The sequence below is a fragment of the Cyclobacterium sp. SYSU L10401 genome, assembly GCF_010993705.1.
In the GTDB taxonomy this organism is placed as follows: domain Bacteria; phylum Bacteroidota; class Bacteroidia; order Cytophagales; family Cyclobacteriaceae; genus Cyclobacterium.
In genome coordinates this window covers 48058-64293 of record NZ_WOFO01000004.1, presented here as the reverse complement: position 1 = coordinate 64293, position 16236 = coordinate 48058, and the positions used below count along the sequence as shown (strand labels likewise).

Here is a 16236-nt window from a genome sequence, read left to right as displayed (position 1 = left end):
GCTCATACAAGCTTTTGCAGTTTTTGATAAGATCATTATCTTATTTAACTCCTATAAAACTCAACTTCTATTTTTAACTACCCTGCTATTGCTATCATCGGATGCCTAAAAGATGTCACTAGAGTAGGCAAAACTTTTAACTATTTCACCTATGAAAACCAACATTTCAATTGTTTTTGCGTTTTGCATCCTCGTGTCTTGTCAAGAGGATCTGCATGTAAATCGTCCCGGTTTGGATCTTTCGAATGCCTCTGAACGATTCGAACAAATGTACACCGAGGGGCTGGATGTTGCCATTCGGACTTTAGACGAAACGTTAAGGAAAGAGGGTAATGGTATATTTCTGGATAAACCATCTTTGCAGGCGAATACATTTCATCATTGGCGAAACAACTTTTTTTACGCTGAAAGTTTTGATGCCCAGGCGTTTTTATCAGAAAACCTGGAGGACATCAGTGGGAGAAATGTTATTATTGACCCTAACACCTCTGAATTTGTGGAAATCCTGGAAAAGGCGTATAGTGGCCCGCAATTGATGGTCCTTAAGGGCTTTCTGGATGAATTATTTTTAACAGATGATTACATGGAGGCGAAAATTTTGGCTAAAAATTTTCATAATAATTTGAGCGATAGTAATTTATCCATCGAGGAAAAGCTGGAACTACATGCCATAGGTTCCGGAGTTTATGCCCTGGCTGACTTCTTGGAAAATGGAGGGATGGACAGGTTTGGAGAACAAATGGCTGTGCTGGCTAAAGGATCAGGGTATTCTTCTAATTTACGCTGTAGAGTAGACATGAGGGCAGTATGGGGAAGTGCTGTTATCAATGGTGGTTATGGGGCTGTCCGGGGAGGCTTAATTGGATGTGCAGGAGGCACTGTTGTATTTCCTTTATTGGGGACTGCCTCTGGTTGTGTAGGAGGTGCTGTTATGGGTGGAGCAGTGGGTTTTATCGAAGGAGCAATAGCTGGGGTTGCCGGTTCATTATTATATTCTTGCTGGAGGGCGTAAACAAATGAAATCGAGCATCACGCAAGCGACACAAAGAAGGATGATTATAAACCATGCGAGATTCTCCCGATTTAATATCGGGACAGGCTATTTGACCGTTAAAAAAACAATTAGAAACAGATGAAAACCAATAAGTGGAAAGAACATTCAATATCATTGATTTTCGGATTATTAGGTGCATTTACCTTGATGAAAGTTAATCCATTGGCGTCTGTGGATCCGACTAGTTTTGGGTTCTATTGGGCTCTATTTACGGGTTTATTTGTCTCCTTTTCCGTTGCCTGGACCGTTAAAAAATTCCAGAATAAGCCGAAAGAATAGATCAGGCGGCAAACAATAGTAAAAGTAGGCGATCACTTTCCGGAAAGTGATCGCCTTCCTTTAAAAGCTTGCATGTCGTGTTACATAAGGTTATAGGTTGAAATCGGAAAATGAGCTATTTTAATTGGTAAAAATTAGGAAATGCCTTATTAATGGGTAAATTTATCCTGTAATTACCAATAAACCCTATGATGCCTCGCTCTCAATTCAACGTTTCGAAGCAGTTCCCTGATGAAAGAAACAAAACCCGGTCTGCGGATAAAATTCCGGATGCCACCCTTTGGGATCAATTCCGGAATGGCAGCGATGCGGCTTTTATTGAGATTTACGAACAGTATTTTGATAGACTTTTTGCCTATGGCATGCGATTGACTGGAGATGAATCTCTGAGCAAAGACGGCATTCAGGAGTTGTTTTTCGATTTAAAAAACCTCCGAAAGAAGTTGGGGCCTACGGATCATATCCGGTTTTATTTATTGAAATGCCTTAAACGAAAGCTTTATCGGCAACAGAGCAGATGGGAGCAACGCCGGGCGGATTTGTCGGAGAAGGAAGGGTTCGGGTTTGAGTTGTCCCACGAGCAGATACTGATAGATCAGCAGCTGGATGCCGAGAGGATGGAAGAGCTCAACCAGGCCATTGCCGAACTAAGTCCCAGAAAGAAAGAAATCATCTATTATTTTTTTTACGAGGATCTTTCCTATGCCGAGATCCGGGAATTGATGGGAATGGACAGCGACCATACCACCCGTAACCTGATGTACAAGGCACTGGCCTTTTTGCGGAAAACCTTGCGGTAATCTTTCTCGATCAGATCCTTTAAAAAGACTCCTAAAACCGAGATACCCGTTTCAGTTTTTTGTCACGAAAGGACTCAAAGAACCACAAAGCGCACAGAGGCTTATTTTAAAATGCTTCGTGTCCTTTGTGCATCGTTCGTGCGCTTTGTGTCAAAAAATCTCGGAATACGATGCGTTATTCTTTGTCACAGAGGACTCAAAGAACCACAGAGGACTAAGTTTTTAAATTTACCTTACTCGTCATTGCGAGCGCAGCGAAGCAATCTGATTCGAAGCGGGCACCCAAGAAATTTGTGGAATGATAATAAATAAGGTAGTACGGATACATATTCCGACAGACTGCCGCGGGAGCGTTGAGCGTTTTCCGTAGGTTTATTTATCCAAAAACGCTCCCTCGCAGTGACGAAGACTGCTCATACCGACCAAAAACACCGTCATTGCGAGCGCAGCGCAGCAATCTGATTCGAAGCGAAATCGCAAGTCCTCCGTAGATGGCAAATAGAAAACGACCAACGCAAACGTACACCGACAGACTGCCGCGGGTGCAGGAGCGGATACCGCCATACGATTTGACTCCACCTGCACCCTCACAGTGACGCCATTATCACATCACCACATCACCACATCATCTCTTCGTCTCTTCGTCTCTAAGTCTCTGAGTCTCTCAGTCCCCCAGTCTCTAAGTCTTTATGTCCAAAATTTTTGGAATGCGACAGGACATTTTTTCAATGCTGCAATATTTATTAAAAAAAGTAAATTTTTTAGGTGTTGTTTTGGGGACTGCTGGTATTTACAGTAAAGAAGGAAATAATACGGCATGAAAACCAAAGAGGATTTTTTGACTGACCCGGAATTTATTGCCTGGGTAAAGCAGCCTAACCAGCAATTGGACAGCTATTGGTCCAAATGGATGGTGGCCAACCCGGGACAGGTGGGGGAGTTAAAAAAAGCCAGGGAAATTTTACTCCGGGTCCGGTATCCGGAGCACAAAGCTCCCGAAGGGGCCCGGGAGGCTATCTTGCAGGAATTACTTCGTGAACCAAAACAGCAAAAGGAGATTGAAAAATCCGCTTTGAAAAAGGACCATTCGTTCCGTTGGCAACCCCTGGGGCAAATGCATCGCATCGCAGCCATCCTACTCCTTTCTTTTGGATTGGCCTGGTGGCTATCGCCTATGCCCACCGATACGGCACCCGGGGCAGCGGCTAATGAAACCGTTTGGATCGAAAAGAGCACCCAGCCGGGAGAAAAATTGCAGTTGACCTTGGGTGATGGTAGTCGGATTTGGCTGAATGCCAATAGTTGCCTCTTCTTTCCGGAGCGGTTTGACTCCCTGGAGCGAAATGTTAGGCTGATAGGAGAGGCCTATTTTGAGGTGGAGAAGGACAGTTTACGGCCCTTTCGGGTAGAAACCAATGGGTTGGTGACCACCGTATTGGGTACCACCTTCAATATCCGCAACCTAGAGGGGTCCAACATTGATATTTCCCTGGTTTCCGGGTCGGTGAAAGTAACAGAAAAAGCCCTGGCCGATCCGGTTTGGCTGGAGCCGGGCGAGGCCCTGCATCACGATGGACAGACGGGAAGAAACAAAGTAAGTAATTTTGATTCGAATGTGGTGCTGGCCTGGAGGGACGGTTGGATCCGGTTTGACCGGGCCTCACTGGAAGAGGTTATGCAAACACTGGAAAACTGGTACGGGGTAGCGTTCCACGTGCAAGGTTCGAAACCCGTCGCCTGGGAGTTTTCGGGGGATTACAAGGAACAGAGCCTGGAAGATGTATTGCGTAGTATGGCTTACATACAGGGCTTCCAATTCAATATAGAAGAAAAAGTTGTTCACATAAAATTGTAAAAGTATGGTAATGATACACGCTCCATAAAAAAACCGGCTGGTAAAAACCAACCGGCTCAGGACTGGTCTGATGATGGTGTACATTGGGGAATGGGGCCATCAAAAGACCAGGCTTATTGAAATCAAATTCCAATAAACATCCAAAATTATGAAAAATAAATTACTAAAGGCAATACTCATGTTGTCCAAAGGCTTTTTATATGGCTTAATTTTACAAATGCTGCTGGTCAATTTTGCCAGTATCATGCAGGCAAAAGGCCAATACAAGCGCATTGAGGAAGTCACCATCCGCTTATCGGCTTCTTCAATGAATGTCCGGCAATTTTTTAACGAAATAGAAGGGAAAACACCATTTAAGTTTGCTTACGACAATAAAAAGCTGAACAAATCCCAGCGTATTCAATTTGACACGGAATCAGGCACGGTAGAAGACCGCCTCAAAACAGCCAGTCAACAGTTAAAATTGGGTTTTCGCCAGATGAACCATACCATCGATGTTGTCCCTACGGAACAACCGAAGGTTCAGGTTATGTCTGATGTGGAGCTAAGGCCCATCACCGGAACGGTGGTAGATGAAAATGGGAATCCCATTCCGGGTGCTACCATTCTGATAGAAGGCACCAATACGGGTACAGCCACGGACATAGAGGGCCAATTCAGCCTGGATGCGGAGGAAGGAGCGGTATTGTTGGTTTCCTTTATCGGTTATGAATCTCAGCGGATTACGGTAGGAAACCAAAGCAGCTTGTCCATTACCCTGATGGAGGATCAATCTTCGTTAGAGGAAGTAGTGGTGGTGGGGTATGGAACGCAGAAAAAAGCTGATATTACTGGTTCTGTTTCATCGGTATCAGAAGACCTTCTACAATCCAGACCTGTGGCCAATTTTGAAGATGCATTGCAGGGAAGGGCCAGTGGCGTCCAGGTGAGGCAAACAGGAGGAGACCTCAATGGAAAATTTTCTATCAACATCAGAGGGATTGGATCTGTAACAGGTAGTAATGATCCCTTAATCGTAGTGGATGGTGTACCGCTTTTCAGTTCGGATTTTTCTACCATCAATCCAAAAGACATCACAGCCATAGATATTCTTAAAGATGCCTCAGCAACGGCAATATACGGGGCAAGAGCTGCCAATGGCGTAGTCATCATCACGACCAAAAAGGGTCAGGCAGGTAAAACTCAATTCACCTTCAATGCAGATATTGGCTTAGAAGAAATCACCCGAAGGTTTGATGTAATGAGTTCACAGGAGCAAAGGGCTTTGTTTGTAGAAGCTTTTAAAAATTCAAACCGGAATATTTCCGTATATGATGATCCTGGTCACCCTTCCTGGCAGGTAGATAACGATTGGCAGGAACTGGGAACTCAGACAGGGGTAAGGCAAAATTACAATCTTGGTTTTAGCGGAGGATCTGAAAAAACCCAATTTTCAGGATCTGTTTCCTATCTGGACAGGAAAGGGACGCTCATTAACTCTGATTTAAAAACCTGGTTTTTAAGATTGAATGTAAGTTCTGAAATCAATAAGTGGTTAAAGGTATCTACGAATATGACCGGAAGCCATCAAAAACAGAATGTTCAGAATAATGATAACTGGGGATCCACCGGATACCGAAGTTTGGCTTTTCAACATTCCTACACGCCAGCATATGATGATAATGGCAATTTGACCGCCATCAATACAACTGCTGCCCCTTATTTTGGTGCCAATGATAATCCTTTGATAGATCTCTTGTTGCCTACCCGGGAGGAAGATGTAACCCGATTAATGGGAAACACCAGGTTTGATTTCAAGCCCATGGATGATCTAACCATTTCGGCTAATGTTGGAGGGGATTTGATATTGGGCAGTGGCTATACTTACATGCCGGTTTACCAAATTGGGAGATTCACGCGCCCGGAAGGAAGCGTTACTGTGCCCAATAGACAGGAAATCAATTGGGTATCCGATGTTACCGCAAATTATGAGAAAAGAATAAATAGCCATGATTTTAAATTATTAGCTGGATTTTCTGCCCAGCAGTTTATCTTTAATAACAATTCAATATCAGGTTCAGGAACGGTCAATAATTCCTTAAATCAACTCTCGAACCAGATTAACTTCAATGCCAATGGATCAAAGGTAAGTTCCGGATTAATTTCCTCCTTTTTCAGGGCAAACTATTCCTATAATGATAAATTACTATTAACAGGAACAGTAAGGCGGGATGGCTCCTCAAAATTTGGTCCCTCCACAAGGTTTGGCGTTTTTCCGTCCGGATCCATCGCCTGGAGGGTATCAGAAGAGGAGTTCCTTAAATCCTCCAATTTTATTGATGACCTTAAAATAAGAACCAGTTATGGACTTACAGGAAATCAAGAAATTGGGAATTTTGCATTCCTAACCCGGGCTGCATCCACTCCCTATGTATTTGGAAACAGTCTGGTCATCGGAAATTCTCCCCAAAATATAGGAAATCCATTTTTACAATGGGAAAGTACAAAACAATTTGATGCAGGGATTGACATTTCCATTTTGGAGGGAAGGATTTATGCTACCGCAGATTATTATAATCGTGTTTCCCAGGATTTATTGGTTTCAACTCCCATTCCTCTAACGGCAGGGGTTGCACAGGATCCTGTTGTGAATTTGGGTTCGGTTTTGAATTCCGGCTTCGAATTTTCAGTCAATTCGAGAAACACTGTTGGAGCAATTTCCTGGAGCACCAATTTCAATATTTCATTTAATAAAAATGAAGTATTGGATATAGGTACAAATTCTATTGGAGAGTCACTGGAAATTCCAGGACAAAATATCCCTCTTTCTAACCAACCTGCCAATCTATCCAGGGCTGGACATCCGGTTGGATCCTTTTACATGTGGCAATATGATGGGGTCTGGCAATTGGGAGAAGAAGATGAAGCCTCAAGCTGGTCTGGTGCAGTACCTGGAGATCCCAAGTACAAGGACAATAACGGAAATGGAGTATTCGATGCAGGCGACAAGACCTTTGTGGGAAATCCCCATCCAAAATATTTTGGAGGAATAGATAATACTTTCAATTATAAGAATTTTAATCTTTCCGTGTTTTTTGATTTTGCCGGCGGATACCAGGTTTATAATACGGCAAGAAACCTTTTGGCCAGAGGAGTGCCTTTTGTTCAAAACTTTGCCGAGGTAAATGGTTTCTGGACACCTGAAAACCCAAGTAGCACAATTCCCAGGCCTTCACAAGGTGGAAATACCACCACGCTTGTAACCATGGTGTCAGACCGGTTTTTGGAAACGGGAGATTTTGTTAGGTTAAAAAATCTTAGTTTATCCTATAATTTCCCCTTGGAATGGTTTGTTGGAAAGTCCATTCAAAGTACCAAACTAACCTTGACTGGTACCAATTTGTTAATGTTTACTAACTACACGGGACTGGATCCGGAAGCTTCCAGCAGGACCAGTTTGTTATCATCTGGAATAGATTATACCCCTTATCCACAAACCAGATTGGTTTCGTTGTCTGCCCAGGTGACCTTCTAAATTTTCTAATTTTCCATAAAACTAGAAATCAAAAATACGATGAAAAGCAATAAAATTTTCAAAAATATAGGAATAGTATTAACTGCTTTTTCCATGAGCTGCGAATCTATTCTGGAACCAGCACCTGAGGGCCTTGTTCCTATGGCCGATCTGTTTACGACAGAAAGTAATATCATCACTGCCGTCAATGGTGTTTACCAGCCTTTAAATCCTTTGTATCAAAACGTAATGTTTCAACTTACTGATCTGGCTAGTGATGATGGCTGGACCTGGAGGAAGGAAACTGAGCCGGATATTTTTAACGTAGATCCAACTTTAGGCTATATCGAAACAACCTGGGGTTTGCACTATACTGGAATTACCCGTGCCAATACTGTCCTGGATAATATATCCAGGGTCGAAGATTTCTCCGGTCCTGTAATGGAAAACGCCATAGAAGGTCAGGCTAAATTCATGAGGGCTTTGTATTATTTTAATTTGGTCAGGTTATTTGGAGAAGTACCCTTAATTATCAACGAAATAGAAACAAGAGAGGACGCTGAATTACCAAGGGAAAGTTTATTGGATATTTATAACCAAATAAAATCTGATTTAAACGATGCCATAAACTTATTGCCAGAAAATTATTCCGGTGGTATAGGAATGGAAAACGGCAGACCAACCACATATTCGGCCATGGCACTTCTTTCCGCTGTACATTTGGAATTGGAGGAGTGGAATGAAGTCTCCCAGGTTACCAGTAGCCTCATTGGTGCCGGTTCCTTGTTAGCGGATTATGCTGATCATTTTAATGGCTCCCAGGAAAATAGCGAAGCCTCTTTTTTTGAAGTGCAATATGGTGGGGTAATAGGGCAAACTACCTCCTCCAAGAGCGTTGCCTTTGCGCCACCTGATTTCCTCAATGGTTTGGCTTTCATTTTACCAACAGATGATAATTTAAATGGTGAAGGTGGAGGATTGTCTTCAGGAAATGGTATCATTCAACTATTCGAAGCCGGTGATAACCGCAGAGCAGTAATCGTCCAGGATTATGGATTGTCTAATTTCATAGATCCTTCCAAGCCAGATGGCAGCCTCAATTTTGTCAATAAGTATTTTAATACGGATGATCCCCAATCGTTAAGTACCTGGAATTTTCCCTTGATCAGGTATGCTGAAATTTTACTGAATCGGGCTGAGGCGTTGAATGAAATCGGCTATCAGGCTGATGGGGAAGCTTTTGAATTGCTCAATCAGGTCAGGATCAATGCCGGTCTTCCTGCCCTTGATGCTGTTGACCTTCCTAATCAAGATGCTTTTAGGAATAGATTACGGGATGAAAGAAGAATAGAGTTGGCTTTTGAAACCAAAAGGTATTTTGATTTAAACCGGTATGGGATTCTTAGAGAAGTCATTCAAAACCAGATGGGATTTACAGGACTTAATTTCCCTCAACAACGCTTGATAGACCATCCTATTACGGGCAAGAAATATTTTCTTTACCCGCTTCCTTCTATAGAATTTGTAAATAATGCTCAATTGGGAGAACAAAACCCGGGATATTAAAGAAAGGCAATATGAGAAAAATCATTTATGGGATGGGTCTATTGGCTTTACTGGGTTGGGGATGTAATTCCCAACCCAGTAAGGAGGCCCATTACAACCCAGAAAGGACCCTACCCAATGTAGTGCTTATTATGGCTGATGATATGGGTTTCAATGACCTGGGCTGTTATGGAAATTCTACGGTCCATACCCCAAATATTGATCGTCTGGCCGCTTCGGGGATAAGGCTCACCGATTACCATTCCAATGGGGTGGTGTGTAGTCCGACCCGGGCCGCTCTTTTAACCGGCCTTTATCCTCAGGAAGCTGGAGTAGAAGGAGTTGTAACTGCCAAAAGCCATAGGAAGAGCGGTATGTCTCCCGATAAACTTACATTGGGGGAATATTTAAAAGAATCTGGCTATGCAACAGCTATATATGGAAAATGGCATTTGGGTTATGAGCCGGAATTTGGGCCCAATATACAAGGCTTTGATCAATTTAAAGGATTCGTGAGTGGGAATGTGGATTATTTCAGCCATATCGATCAAGAGGGATATGAAGATTGGTGGATCAATCAAAGCCTTCAAAAGGAAACCGGTTATTTGACTGACCTGATATCCGATAATGCCATGGCGTTTTTGGAAAAAAAAGAAGCTGATAAACCTTTTTTTCTGTATTTGGCCCACGGAGCTCCACATTATCCCTATCAGGGACCCAATGATCAGGCAGATAGAACGGTTGGCGGTAATTTTCAAATACAGGGAAGCCGTGAAGATAAAGCAGCTGCCTATAAGGAGATGATTGAATCATTGGATGAGAATGTTGGAAAGTTAATGGAATATTTGGAAAAGAACCGGCTGGCAGAGCAAACCCTTGTAATTTTCTGTTCAGATAACGGAGGCACTAAAAATGTAGGATCAAATGCTCCTTACAGTGGCTTTAAAGGTCAACTTTATGAGGGAGGGCACAGGGTGCCGGCAATTTTCTCCTGGAAAGATAAAATTACTCCCGGAGAATCTGATGCATTGGTATTGTCCATGGATTTATTTCCCACTATCGCCAGCCTGATGGGTTTGGAAGTACCAAAGGATTTGTCCGGAAAGGACATGTCAGAAATATTTGATGGGCCCATCCCTGATATTGAGGAAGAAGCGAGGACTGTGTTCTGGAGGTTTAAAAATCAGGCTGCTGCAAGAAAGGGACAATGGAAATTATTGATCATAGATGGGGAATCATCTTTATATAATCTGTCAACTGATGTTCAGGAATTAAATGATGTCAGCGATGAATATCCGGATATTTTTCAGGAATTAAATAAAGCTTATAAAGAATGGGAATCAGGTTTAAATGAAGAAACGATACTGACCTGATCCCTCTTAGACCTGCGTAACTAAAAGAATTATCAGTTAACAAATAATAACAAGCATGCTTAAATTAATAAAATTCCGGTTTTTATATTCTATTGCTTTTTTGCTATTGTGTTTTCAAATCAATGGGCAAACATCAAATTCGACGGACCATCCGAATATCGTATACATATTGGCGGATGATTTAGGGATTGGAGATGTGTCCGCTTATAATCCCGATTCCAAAATCATTACCCCTAATATAGACAGGTTGATTAAAGGAGGATTGCAATTTACTGATGCGCATACCAGTTCTGCAGTATGCACTCCTACCCGTTATGGGATCCTTACCGGAAGGTACAATTGGCGATCCACCTTAAAAAGTGGTGTATTGGGGGGGTATTCCAAACCGCTGATACCCACCGATAGACTTACGGTCGGAAAGCTGCTTCAGGAAAAAGGATACCATACCGCTTTTGTTGGGAAATGGCATCTCGGATGGGATTGGACATTTAAAGAAAATGCACATGGAATAGACAACCTTAACAATAACTTTGAAGTAGATTTCACCCAGCCCATCGAAAATGGTCCTATGGACCTGGGATTTACGTATTCTTATGGATTTAGCGGTTCTTTGGATATGCCCCCCTATGTATATGTGGAAAACAATAGGATTACGGCTGCTCCGGATAGGGTTACGGTCAATGTAGATGATAAGGGATTTTGGAGAGAAGGACCAACAGGAAGTAATTTTGATCATGTTCAGGTATTGCCTCACCTTACCCAAAAAGCAGTGAATTATATCCATGACCAATCCAATACTGCGGGCCCGTTTTTCCTGTATTTTGCCCTTCCTGCACCGCATACTCCGATTTTACCCACGACTGAGTTTATGGGGAAAAGTAATACCAATATGTATGGGGATTTTATGCTTCAGGTAGATGATGTGGTAGGCCAGGTGATACAAGCGCTGGAAAACCAGGGTGAACTGGAAAACACCATTCTTATTTTTGTTAGTGATAATGGCTGCTCTCCAAAAGCCAGTTTTCCCGAACTTGAAAAGGTAAATCATGATCCCAGTTATATTTATCGGGGTCATAAGGCCGATATATACGAAGGAGGGCATCGTGTTCCTTTTATTGTTCATTGGCCGGAAAAAATAAAGAAAGCGAAAACCACATCCAGCACCATATGTACCACCGATTTGATGGCAACGGTTGCAGAACTTGTTAATTACAAATTACCAGAACAGGCAGGGGAAGACAGTTTTAGTTTTTTACCACTATTGACCAGTACTGATGAGCCTGAACCATTGAGAGATGCAACTGTACATCATTCCATAGATGGGAGTTTCGCGATCAGAAAAGCCGAATGGAAACTTATATTATGCCCGGGGTCTGGTGGTTGGAGTTTTCCGAGAACCCCTGAAGAATTAGAAGGATTGCCAGCCATGCAACTGTATAATCTCGACAGTGATCCGGGAGAAGAGCAAAATCTTATCGCTAACCACCCGGGCAAAGTGGAGGAGTTGAAGTCCCTCCTTACTGCTTATGTACAAAATGGCAGGAGCACTCCGGGAGCACTTCAGAAAAACGATGGACCGGAAACCTGGAAGCAACTCTATTGGATGACGGATTGATCTGACTGGAAACAAAAAAGGATGTATATAAAATGGTACCAACTTAAGGCGTCAAAAATGTTAAAAAAAAATATTTTCGTTTCATTTCTTTTCGTGGCTACCGGTTTTCTGTCCTGTAACCTGGAAAACAAAGAAAAACAACTTCCCAATATTGTTATTATATATGCCGATGACCTGGGTTATGGTGACGTCCAATCCTATAATCCGGAGAGGGGAAAAATACCTACTCCCCATATTGACCGATTGGCTTCGGAAGGAATGTCTTTTACAGATGCTCATTCTTCATCGGGGGTGTGTTCTCCCTCGCGATACACACTGCTTACAGGCCGGTATCATTGGCGTAGTAGGTTACAGAAGGGAATTGTAGGATTGTTTGAAAAACCTTTAATCAGCCCGGAAAGGCTAACTTTTGCTGGATTGGCACAGCAATACGGATACCAGACTGCTTGTATCGGTAAATGGCATTTGGGCTGGGAATGGCCCATTCCTGATGGACAGATGAATTTATTTCGGCCGGAAAAGAAAGATGTTAGGGCCACAGATGAGCACCGCAAAGCCTGGCAAGAGGTTTTTTCCCTTCCCATTCCGGGAGGACCTTTGGCTGTTGGGTTTGATGAGTATTTTGGAACGGCGGTCCCCAATTGGCCTCCCTATTGTTTTATCGAAAACGACCGGACTGTAGGCATCCCCACTGAATTCGGAGCTCCCCGTTTATTTGGACGTAACCATGCCAGTACGCAGGGACCGGCACGTGAGCTTTGGTCCCTTGAAGATATATTACCTGCTTTGGTTGCCCGGTCGACCGCTTATATTGAGCGGGAAGCGGAATCCTCCCATCCCTTTTTGCTGTACCTCTCCCTAACATCACCCCATACACCACTTTCTGTTAATAATGAATGGTTGGGTGAAAGCAACCTTTCGCTTTATGCTGATTTGGTGATGGAGACTGATGCGGTGGTGGGCAGGGTGCTCGAAGCATTGGAAAGAAGTGGGGTAATGGAAAATACCCTGCTGGTCTTTACCAGTGATAACGGTTGTGCTCCCTATGTGGGTAATACCACCCCGGAGGAAGCCAATGACCTGAGCATGAAAGCATGGCCCTGGGACCGTACCCATCCTCCTGTTGCCGCCATGGAAGAGAAAGGCCACTATCCCAGCGGACCTTTCCGGGGATATAAATCGGACGTTTGGGAAGGCGGACATCGTGTCCCTTTTATAGTACGTTGGCCTGGCAAAGTACAATCCGGGAGTTCTTCTGAACAGTTGGTTCATCAGGCTGATCTGATGGCGACTATTGCAGAGATCATAGGAGCCGAGATTCCCGACGATGCAGGCGAAGATAGCTTCAGCCTGCTTCCCTTGTTAATGGGAGGTAATCAGGCTGTACGTCAAAATGCAGTAAGCACTTCGATAAGCGGCTTACCTGGTTTGCGCCATGGCAATTGGAAATACATCGCAGGTCCGGGATCTGGTGGATGGACACCCGGGGAGAGCGAGCAGCCCGTACAACTCTATAACCTGGATGCTGACCCAGGTGAATCCCAAAACCTGGCCGATCAGGAACCCGAGCGGGTAAAACAGCTGGAGGAACTTCTGGAAAAACTCATAACGGAAGGTAGAAGCTCTCCTGGACCCATCCAGCAAAATGACGTAGAAGTGATCCGTTATCCTGAAAAACAGTAAATTAGGAGTTTCGAAGATTAAACAATTTTAAATAATTGAAAAGAGGTAATATATATGAAGTACATGGAAGTAGTAATTTATACTTTCTTCATTTTTTGTTTTAATAGCATTGGTTCTTTTGGCCAAACCCCAGATCCCCCCAACATCATCCTGATCATGGCCGATGACCTGGGGTTGGGGATTTATTCTGTTCACCCACATTCAAAAATAAAAACCGTGTACCTTGATTCTATGTATTTTCAGGGAATGCGTTTTACTAATATCCAATCTTATGCCTCCATTGGAATGTGGCTCTGATATGCCCATTACACCCGCTACCAATTTTAAGAATATAAGTGACCACTTAATTTTCAAATGCAAAATTGAATTGAATAGATGGCAGGCCTTGTAAACAATTTCATTGCAGGTCCTGCCGGGAATCAGCGCATGTAAAGTTTAAGCACAATAACCATAAAATGAAATGATGAGTAGCGGTGAAGATGGATGATTGCCTTGGACGTGCCATTCCTTTTCCTATAATCTATTTTTTTGGGTTTAAGCATTTTTGACCTGCATGTGAACCTTCTAAACAACCTATTTGGTGAATCAAAAGTACTTCCTTTTTTTAAAAAACTACTTTACCACAAATAATATTGGTATCTTACCAAATTTTTTTCTACTATTGAATAGTAAACCCAAATTAACTCAAAAGTGAGCCAACCTCATTCGCATATTGTTGATAGGACTGTTGCTGAAAGCAAGGATTGCTGGATGCGTATTCAGCAGGATGATAAAACGGGTTTAGAGGGTCTTTATGCGCTATTTGCCAGTGAAATGATGGCTTTTGGCCTTTCCATTGTCCCTAACCGGACTCTGATCAAGGATTGCATTCAAGAACTTTTTATCGAGATTTGGCGGTACAGGAGAAACGGGGCAGCCGTCAAAAATGTGAAAGTTTATGTCTTTAAGGCCCTTTCCAATAAAATCAAAAAGGAATTGGCCAGAGAAAAAAAGAGACATGCCAACGATCAGGAACTGGGTGCAAATTCGCTTTATTATCAAAATGAAGCGGAGTCTGGGATGATCCACATCCATCCGGAAGAAGCCAACAACCGGAGATTGTCAGAAGCCCTTTCCAAACTTTCACCCAGACAGATGGAAGTAATCCGCTACGTGTTTTTCGAAAACCTTCCCAATGAACAGGTTGCCAAGCTGATGGGGATCAATGTTCAGTCCGTATATACACTGAGCTGGAAGGCCTTATGCAAGTTAAGAAAACTTTATATCCTCTTTATTTCACTTTATTTTTCCCTTTTAAGCAACTTCAATTAATTTTTTTGAAAATAGTCCAAAAATAAAGGATAGATTTTTGGTTTGTTTGACACCTATCCATGAAAACATGCCTAAATGGATATTTACAACGATACAGTCAAAGGCCTGGTGCTAAACCCGGAGTTTAGGAAATGGGTATTAAATCCAAGTTCCGAACGTAATAAGATCTGGAAGCAGTATTTGTCCGATAATCCCACCTCTGTGAAGGATGTGGAGCTGGCCAGGGAGCTTATTTTGGAGTTGTTTTCAAATCAATACCCGCTTCAGGATAAGGAATATAAGGAGATCTGGGACAATATAGAGACCAAAACCACTAAAGAAGACCAACAAAAGCAACTTACAAAGGTGGTGCCTATCAGGCAAGGGGTTGTAAAAGAGAAGCCCAACAGTACTCAGGACTCTTTTCAGGTAGGCTATTTTTGGCGAATTGCCTCCATATTGCTGATAGCATTGGGGGTAGGTTTTTTTACGAGCCGCTATACGCTTCCTGAACCAACGGTAGAGATTCCCCAACCCGTGAAGAAGGTCGTTTTCAATAACCCTCCAGGTGTAAAATCTAGTATTTCCCTGGCTGATGGAACAAGAGTAATGCTAAATGCGGGAAGCAGTTTATCCTATGAGGAGAGTAGATTCAAAGAGGCTCGGGATGTCTTTTTGGAAGGGGAAGCCTTTTTTGAAGTGGCACATGACCCAGATCGGCCCTTTACGGTAAATGCAGGAGGAGTCAATACCACTGCCTTGGGTACTTCCTTTAATATCATGGCCTATAAAGATGAAAAACAAATGGTTTCTCTGGTTGCTGGAAAGGTATCCATAGCGCTGCCAAATTCAATAGATGAAAAAATTTTATTGGCTCCAAAAGAGGCGATAAGTATCAGTCCGGATAAAATGCTGGTTTCCAGGACTAAATTTGATGAGGATGCCATCCTGGCCTGGACTAGAAAAACCATTGTGTTTGAGGATACGAAGTTGGCGGAAGCCATCAGGGCTTTGGAAAACTGGTACGGGGTCAGGTTTCATTTTCAAAACCAACCGAAACCCGGAAAGCGCCTTTCGGGGAAATTTCATAATGAGACGCTGGAAAACGTGCTGGCAGGCCTGAGCTATACGGCAGGGCTTGATTTCAGGATCGAAAAGGACCAGGTCAACATAACATTCAACTAGTAAACCAAAACTTCACTGCCCATGGAAAACTAATTCAGATTGAAAGTAAAAAAAACCGAAGGTG

10 protein-coding genes are annotated in these 16236 nt (G+C 42.9%); all 10 read left to right on the top strand.

The genetic code is table 11. The features are described from left to right. Positions 1–151 precede the first annotated feature (151 nt). The 10 genes from GL182_RS11080 to GL182_RS11035 all read left to right on the top strand — a co-directional run bounded on the left by GL182_RS11080 (position 152) and on the right by GL182_RS11035 (position 16172). Positions 152–1012: a hypothetical protein gene (locus tag GL182_RS11080; RefSeq protein ID WP_163379751.1), complete on the top strand. Its 861-nt coding sequence runs from the start codon at positions 152–154 to the stop codon at positions 1010–1012. A 509-nt stretch (positions 1013–1521) separates the two neighbouring features. Then, positions 1522–2133 (top strand): RNA polymerase sigma factor, encoded by a 612-nt coding sequence (locus GL182_RS11075; protein ID WP_163379750.1) that lies wholly within the window; start codon positions 1522–1524, stop codon positions 2131–2133. Positions 2134–2950: 817 nt separating this feature from the next. Next, a complete protein-coding gene (locus GL182_RS11070) occupies positions 2951–3988 on the top strand; it encodes a FecR family protein (protein ID WP_163379749.1) in 1038 nt (345 codons plus the stop codon). 148 nt (positions 3989–4136) lie between these two features. Continuing rightward, positions 4137–7502, top strand: coding sequence for a SusC/RagA family TonB-linked outer membrane protein (locus GL182_RS11065; protein ID WP_163379748.1), 3366 nt, complete (start codon positions 4137–4139; stop codon positions 7500–7502). A 39-nt stretch (positions 7503–7541) separates the two neighbouring features. Further along, the gene (locus GL182_RS11060) at positions 7542–9047 is read left to right on the top strand and encodes a RagB/SusD family nutrient uptake outer membrane protein (protein ID WP_163379747.1); all 1506 of its coding nucleotides are present in this window, start codon (positions 7542–7544) and stop codon (positions 9045–9047) included. An 11-nt stretch (positions 9048–9058) separates the two neighbouring features. Next, positions 9059–10399 (top strand): sulfatase, encoded by a 1341-nt coding sequence (locus GL182_RS11055; RefSeq protein WP_163379746.1) that lies wholly within the window; start codon positions 9059–9061, stop codon positions 10397–10399. Between the two features lie 55 nt (positions 10400–10454). Further along, a complete protein-coding gene (locus tag GL182_RS11050; protein WP_163379745.1) occupies positions 10455–12014 on the top strand; it encodes a sulfatase family protein in 1560 nt (519 codons plus the stop codon). Between the two features lie 57 nt (positions 12015–12071). Continuing rightward, a complete protein-coding gene (locus GL182_RS11045; protein ID WP_163379744.1) occupies positions 12072–13697 on the top strand; it encodes a sulfatase family protein in 1626 nt (541 codons plus the stop codon). Between the two features lie 690 nt (positions 13698–14387). Further along, a complete protein-coding gene (locus tag GL182_RS11040) occupies positions 14388–15008 on the top strand; it encodes an RNA polymerase sigma factor (protein ID WP_163379743.1) in 621 nt (206 codons plus the stop codon). Between the two features lie 75 nt (positions 15009–15083). Next, positions 15084–16172 carry a FecR family protein gene (locus GL182_RS11035; protein WP_163379742.1) on the top strand — a complete coding sequence of 363 codons (1089 nt, stop codon included), beginning with the start codon at positions 15084–15086 and terminating at the stop codon, positions 16170–16172. Positions 16173–16236 lie beyond the last annotated feature (64 nt).

Bases quoted from the DNA above. Each gene is read 5' to 3' on its own strand.
- GL182_RS11080 (WP_163379751.1), top strand. From the start codon at position 152: ATGAAAACCAACATTTCAATTGTTTTTGCGTTTTGCATCCTCGTGTCT.
- GL182_RS11075 (WP_163379750.1), top strand. From the start codon at position 1,522: ATGATGCCTCGCTCTCAATTCAACGTTTCGAAGCAGTTCCCTGATGAA.
- GL182_RS11070 (WP_163379749.1), top strand. From the start codon at position 2,951: ATGAAAACCAAAGAGGATTTTTTGACTGACCCGGAATTTATTGCCTGG.
- GL182_RS11065 (WP_163379748.1), top strand. From the start codon at position 4,137: ATGAAAAATAAATTACTAAAGGCAATACTCATGTTGTCCAAAGGCTTT.
- GL182_RS11060 (WP_163379747.1), top strand. From the start codon at position 7,542: ATGAAAAGCAATAAAATTTTCAAAAATATAGGAATAGTATTAACTGCT.
- GL182_RS11055 (WP_163379746.1), top strand. From the start codon at position 9,059: ATGAGAAAAATCATTTATGGGATGGGTCTATTGGCTTTACTGGGTTGG.
- GL182_RS11050 (WP_163379745.1), top strand. From the start codon at position 10,455: ATGCTTAAATTAATAAAATTCCGGTTTTTATATTCTATTGCTTTTTTG.
- GL182_RS11045 (WP_163379744.1), top strand. From the start codon at position 12,072: ATGTTAAAAAAAAATATTTTCGTTTCATTTCTTTTCGTGGCTACCGGT.
- GL182_RS11035 (WP_163379742.1), top strand. From the start codon at position 15,084: ATGGATATTTACAACGATACAGTCAAAGGCCTGGTGCTAAACCCGGAG.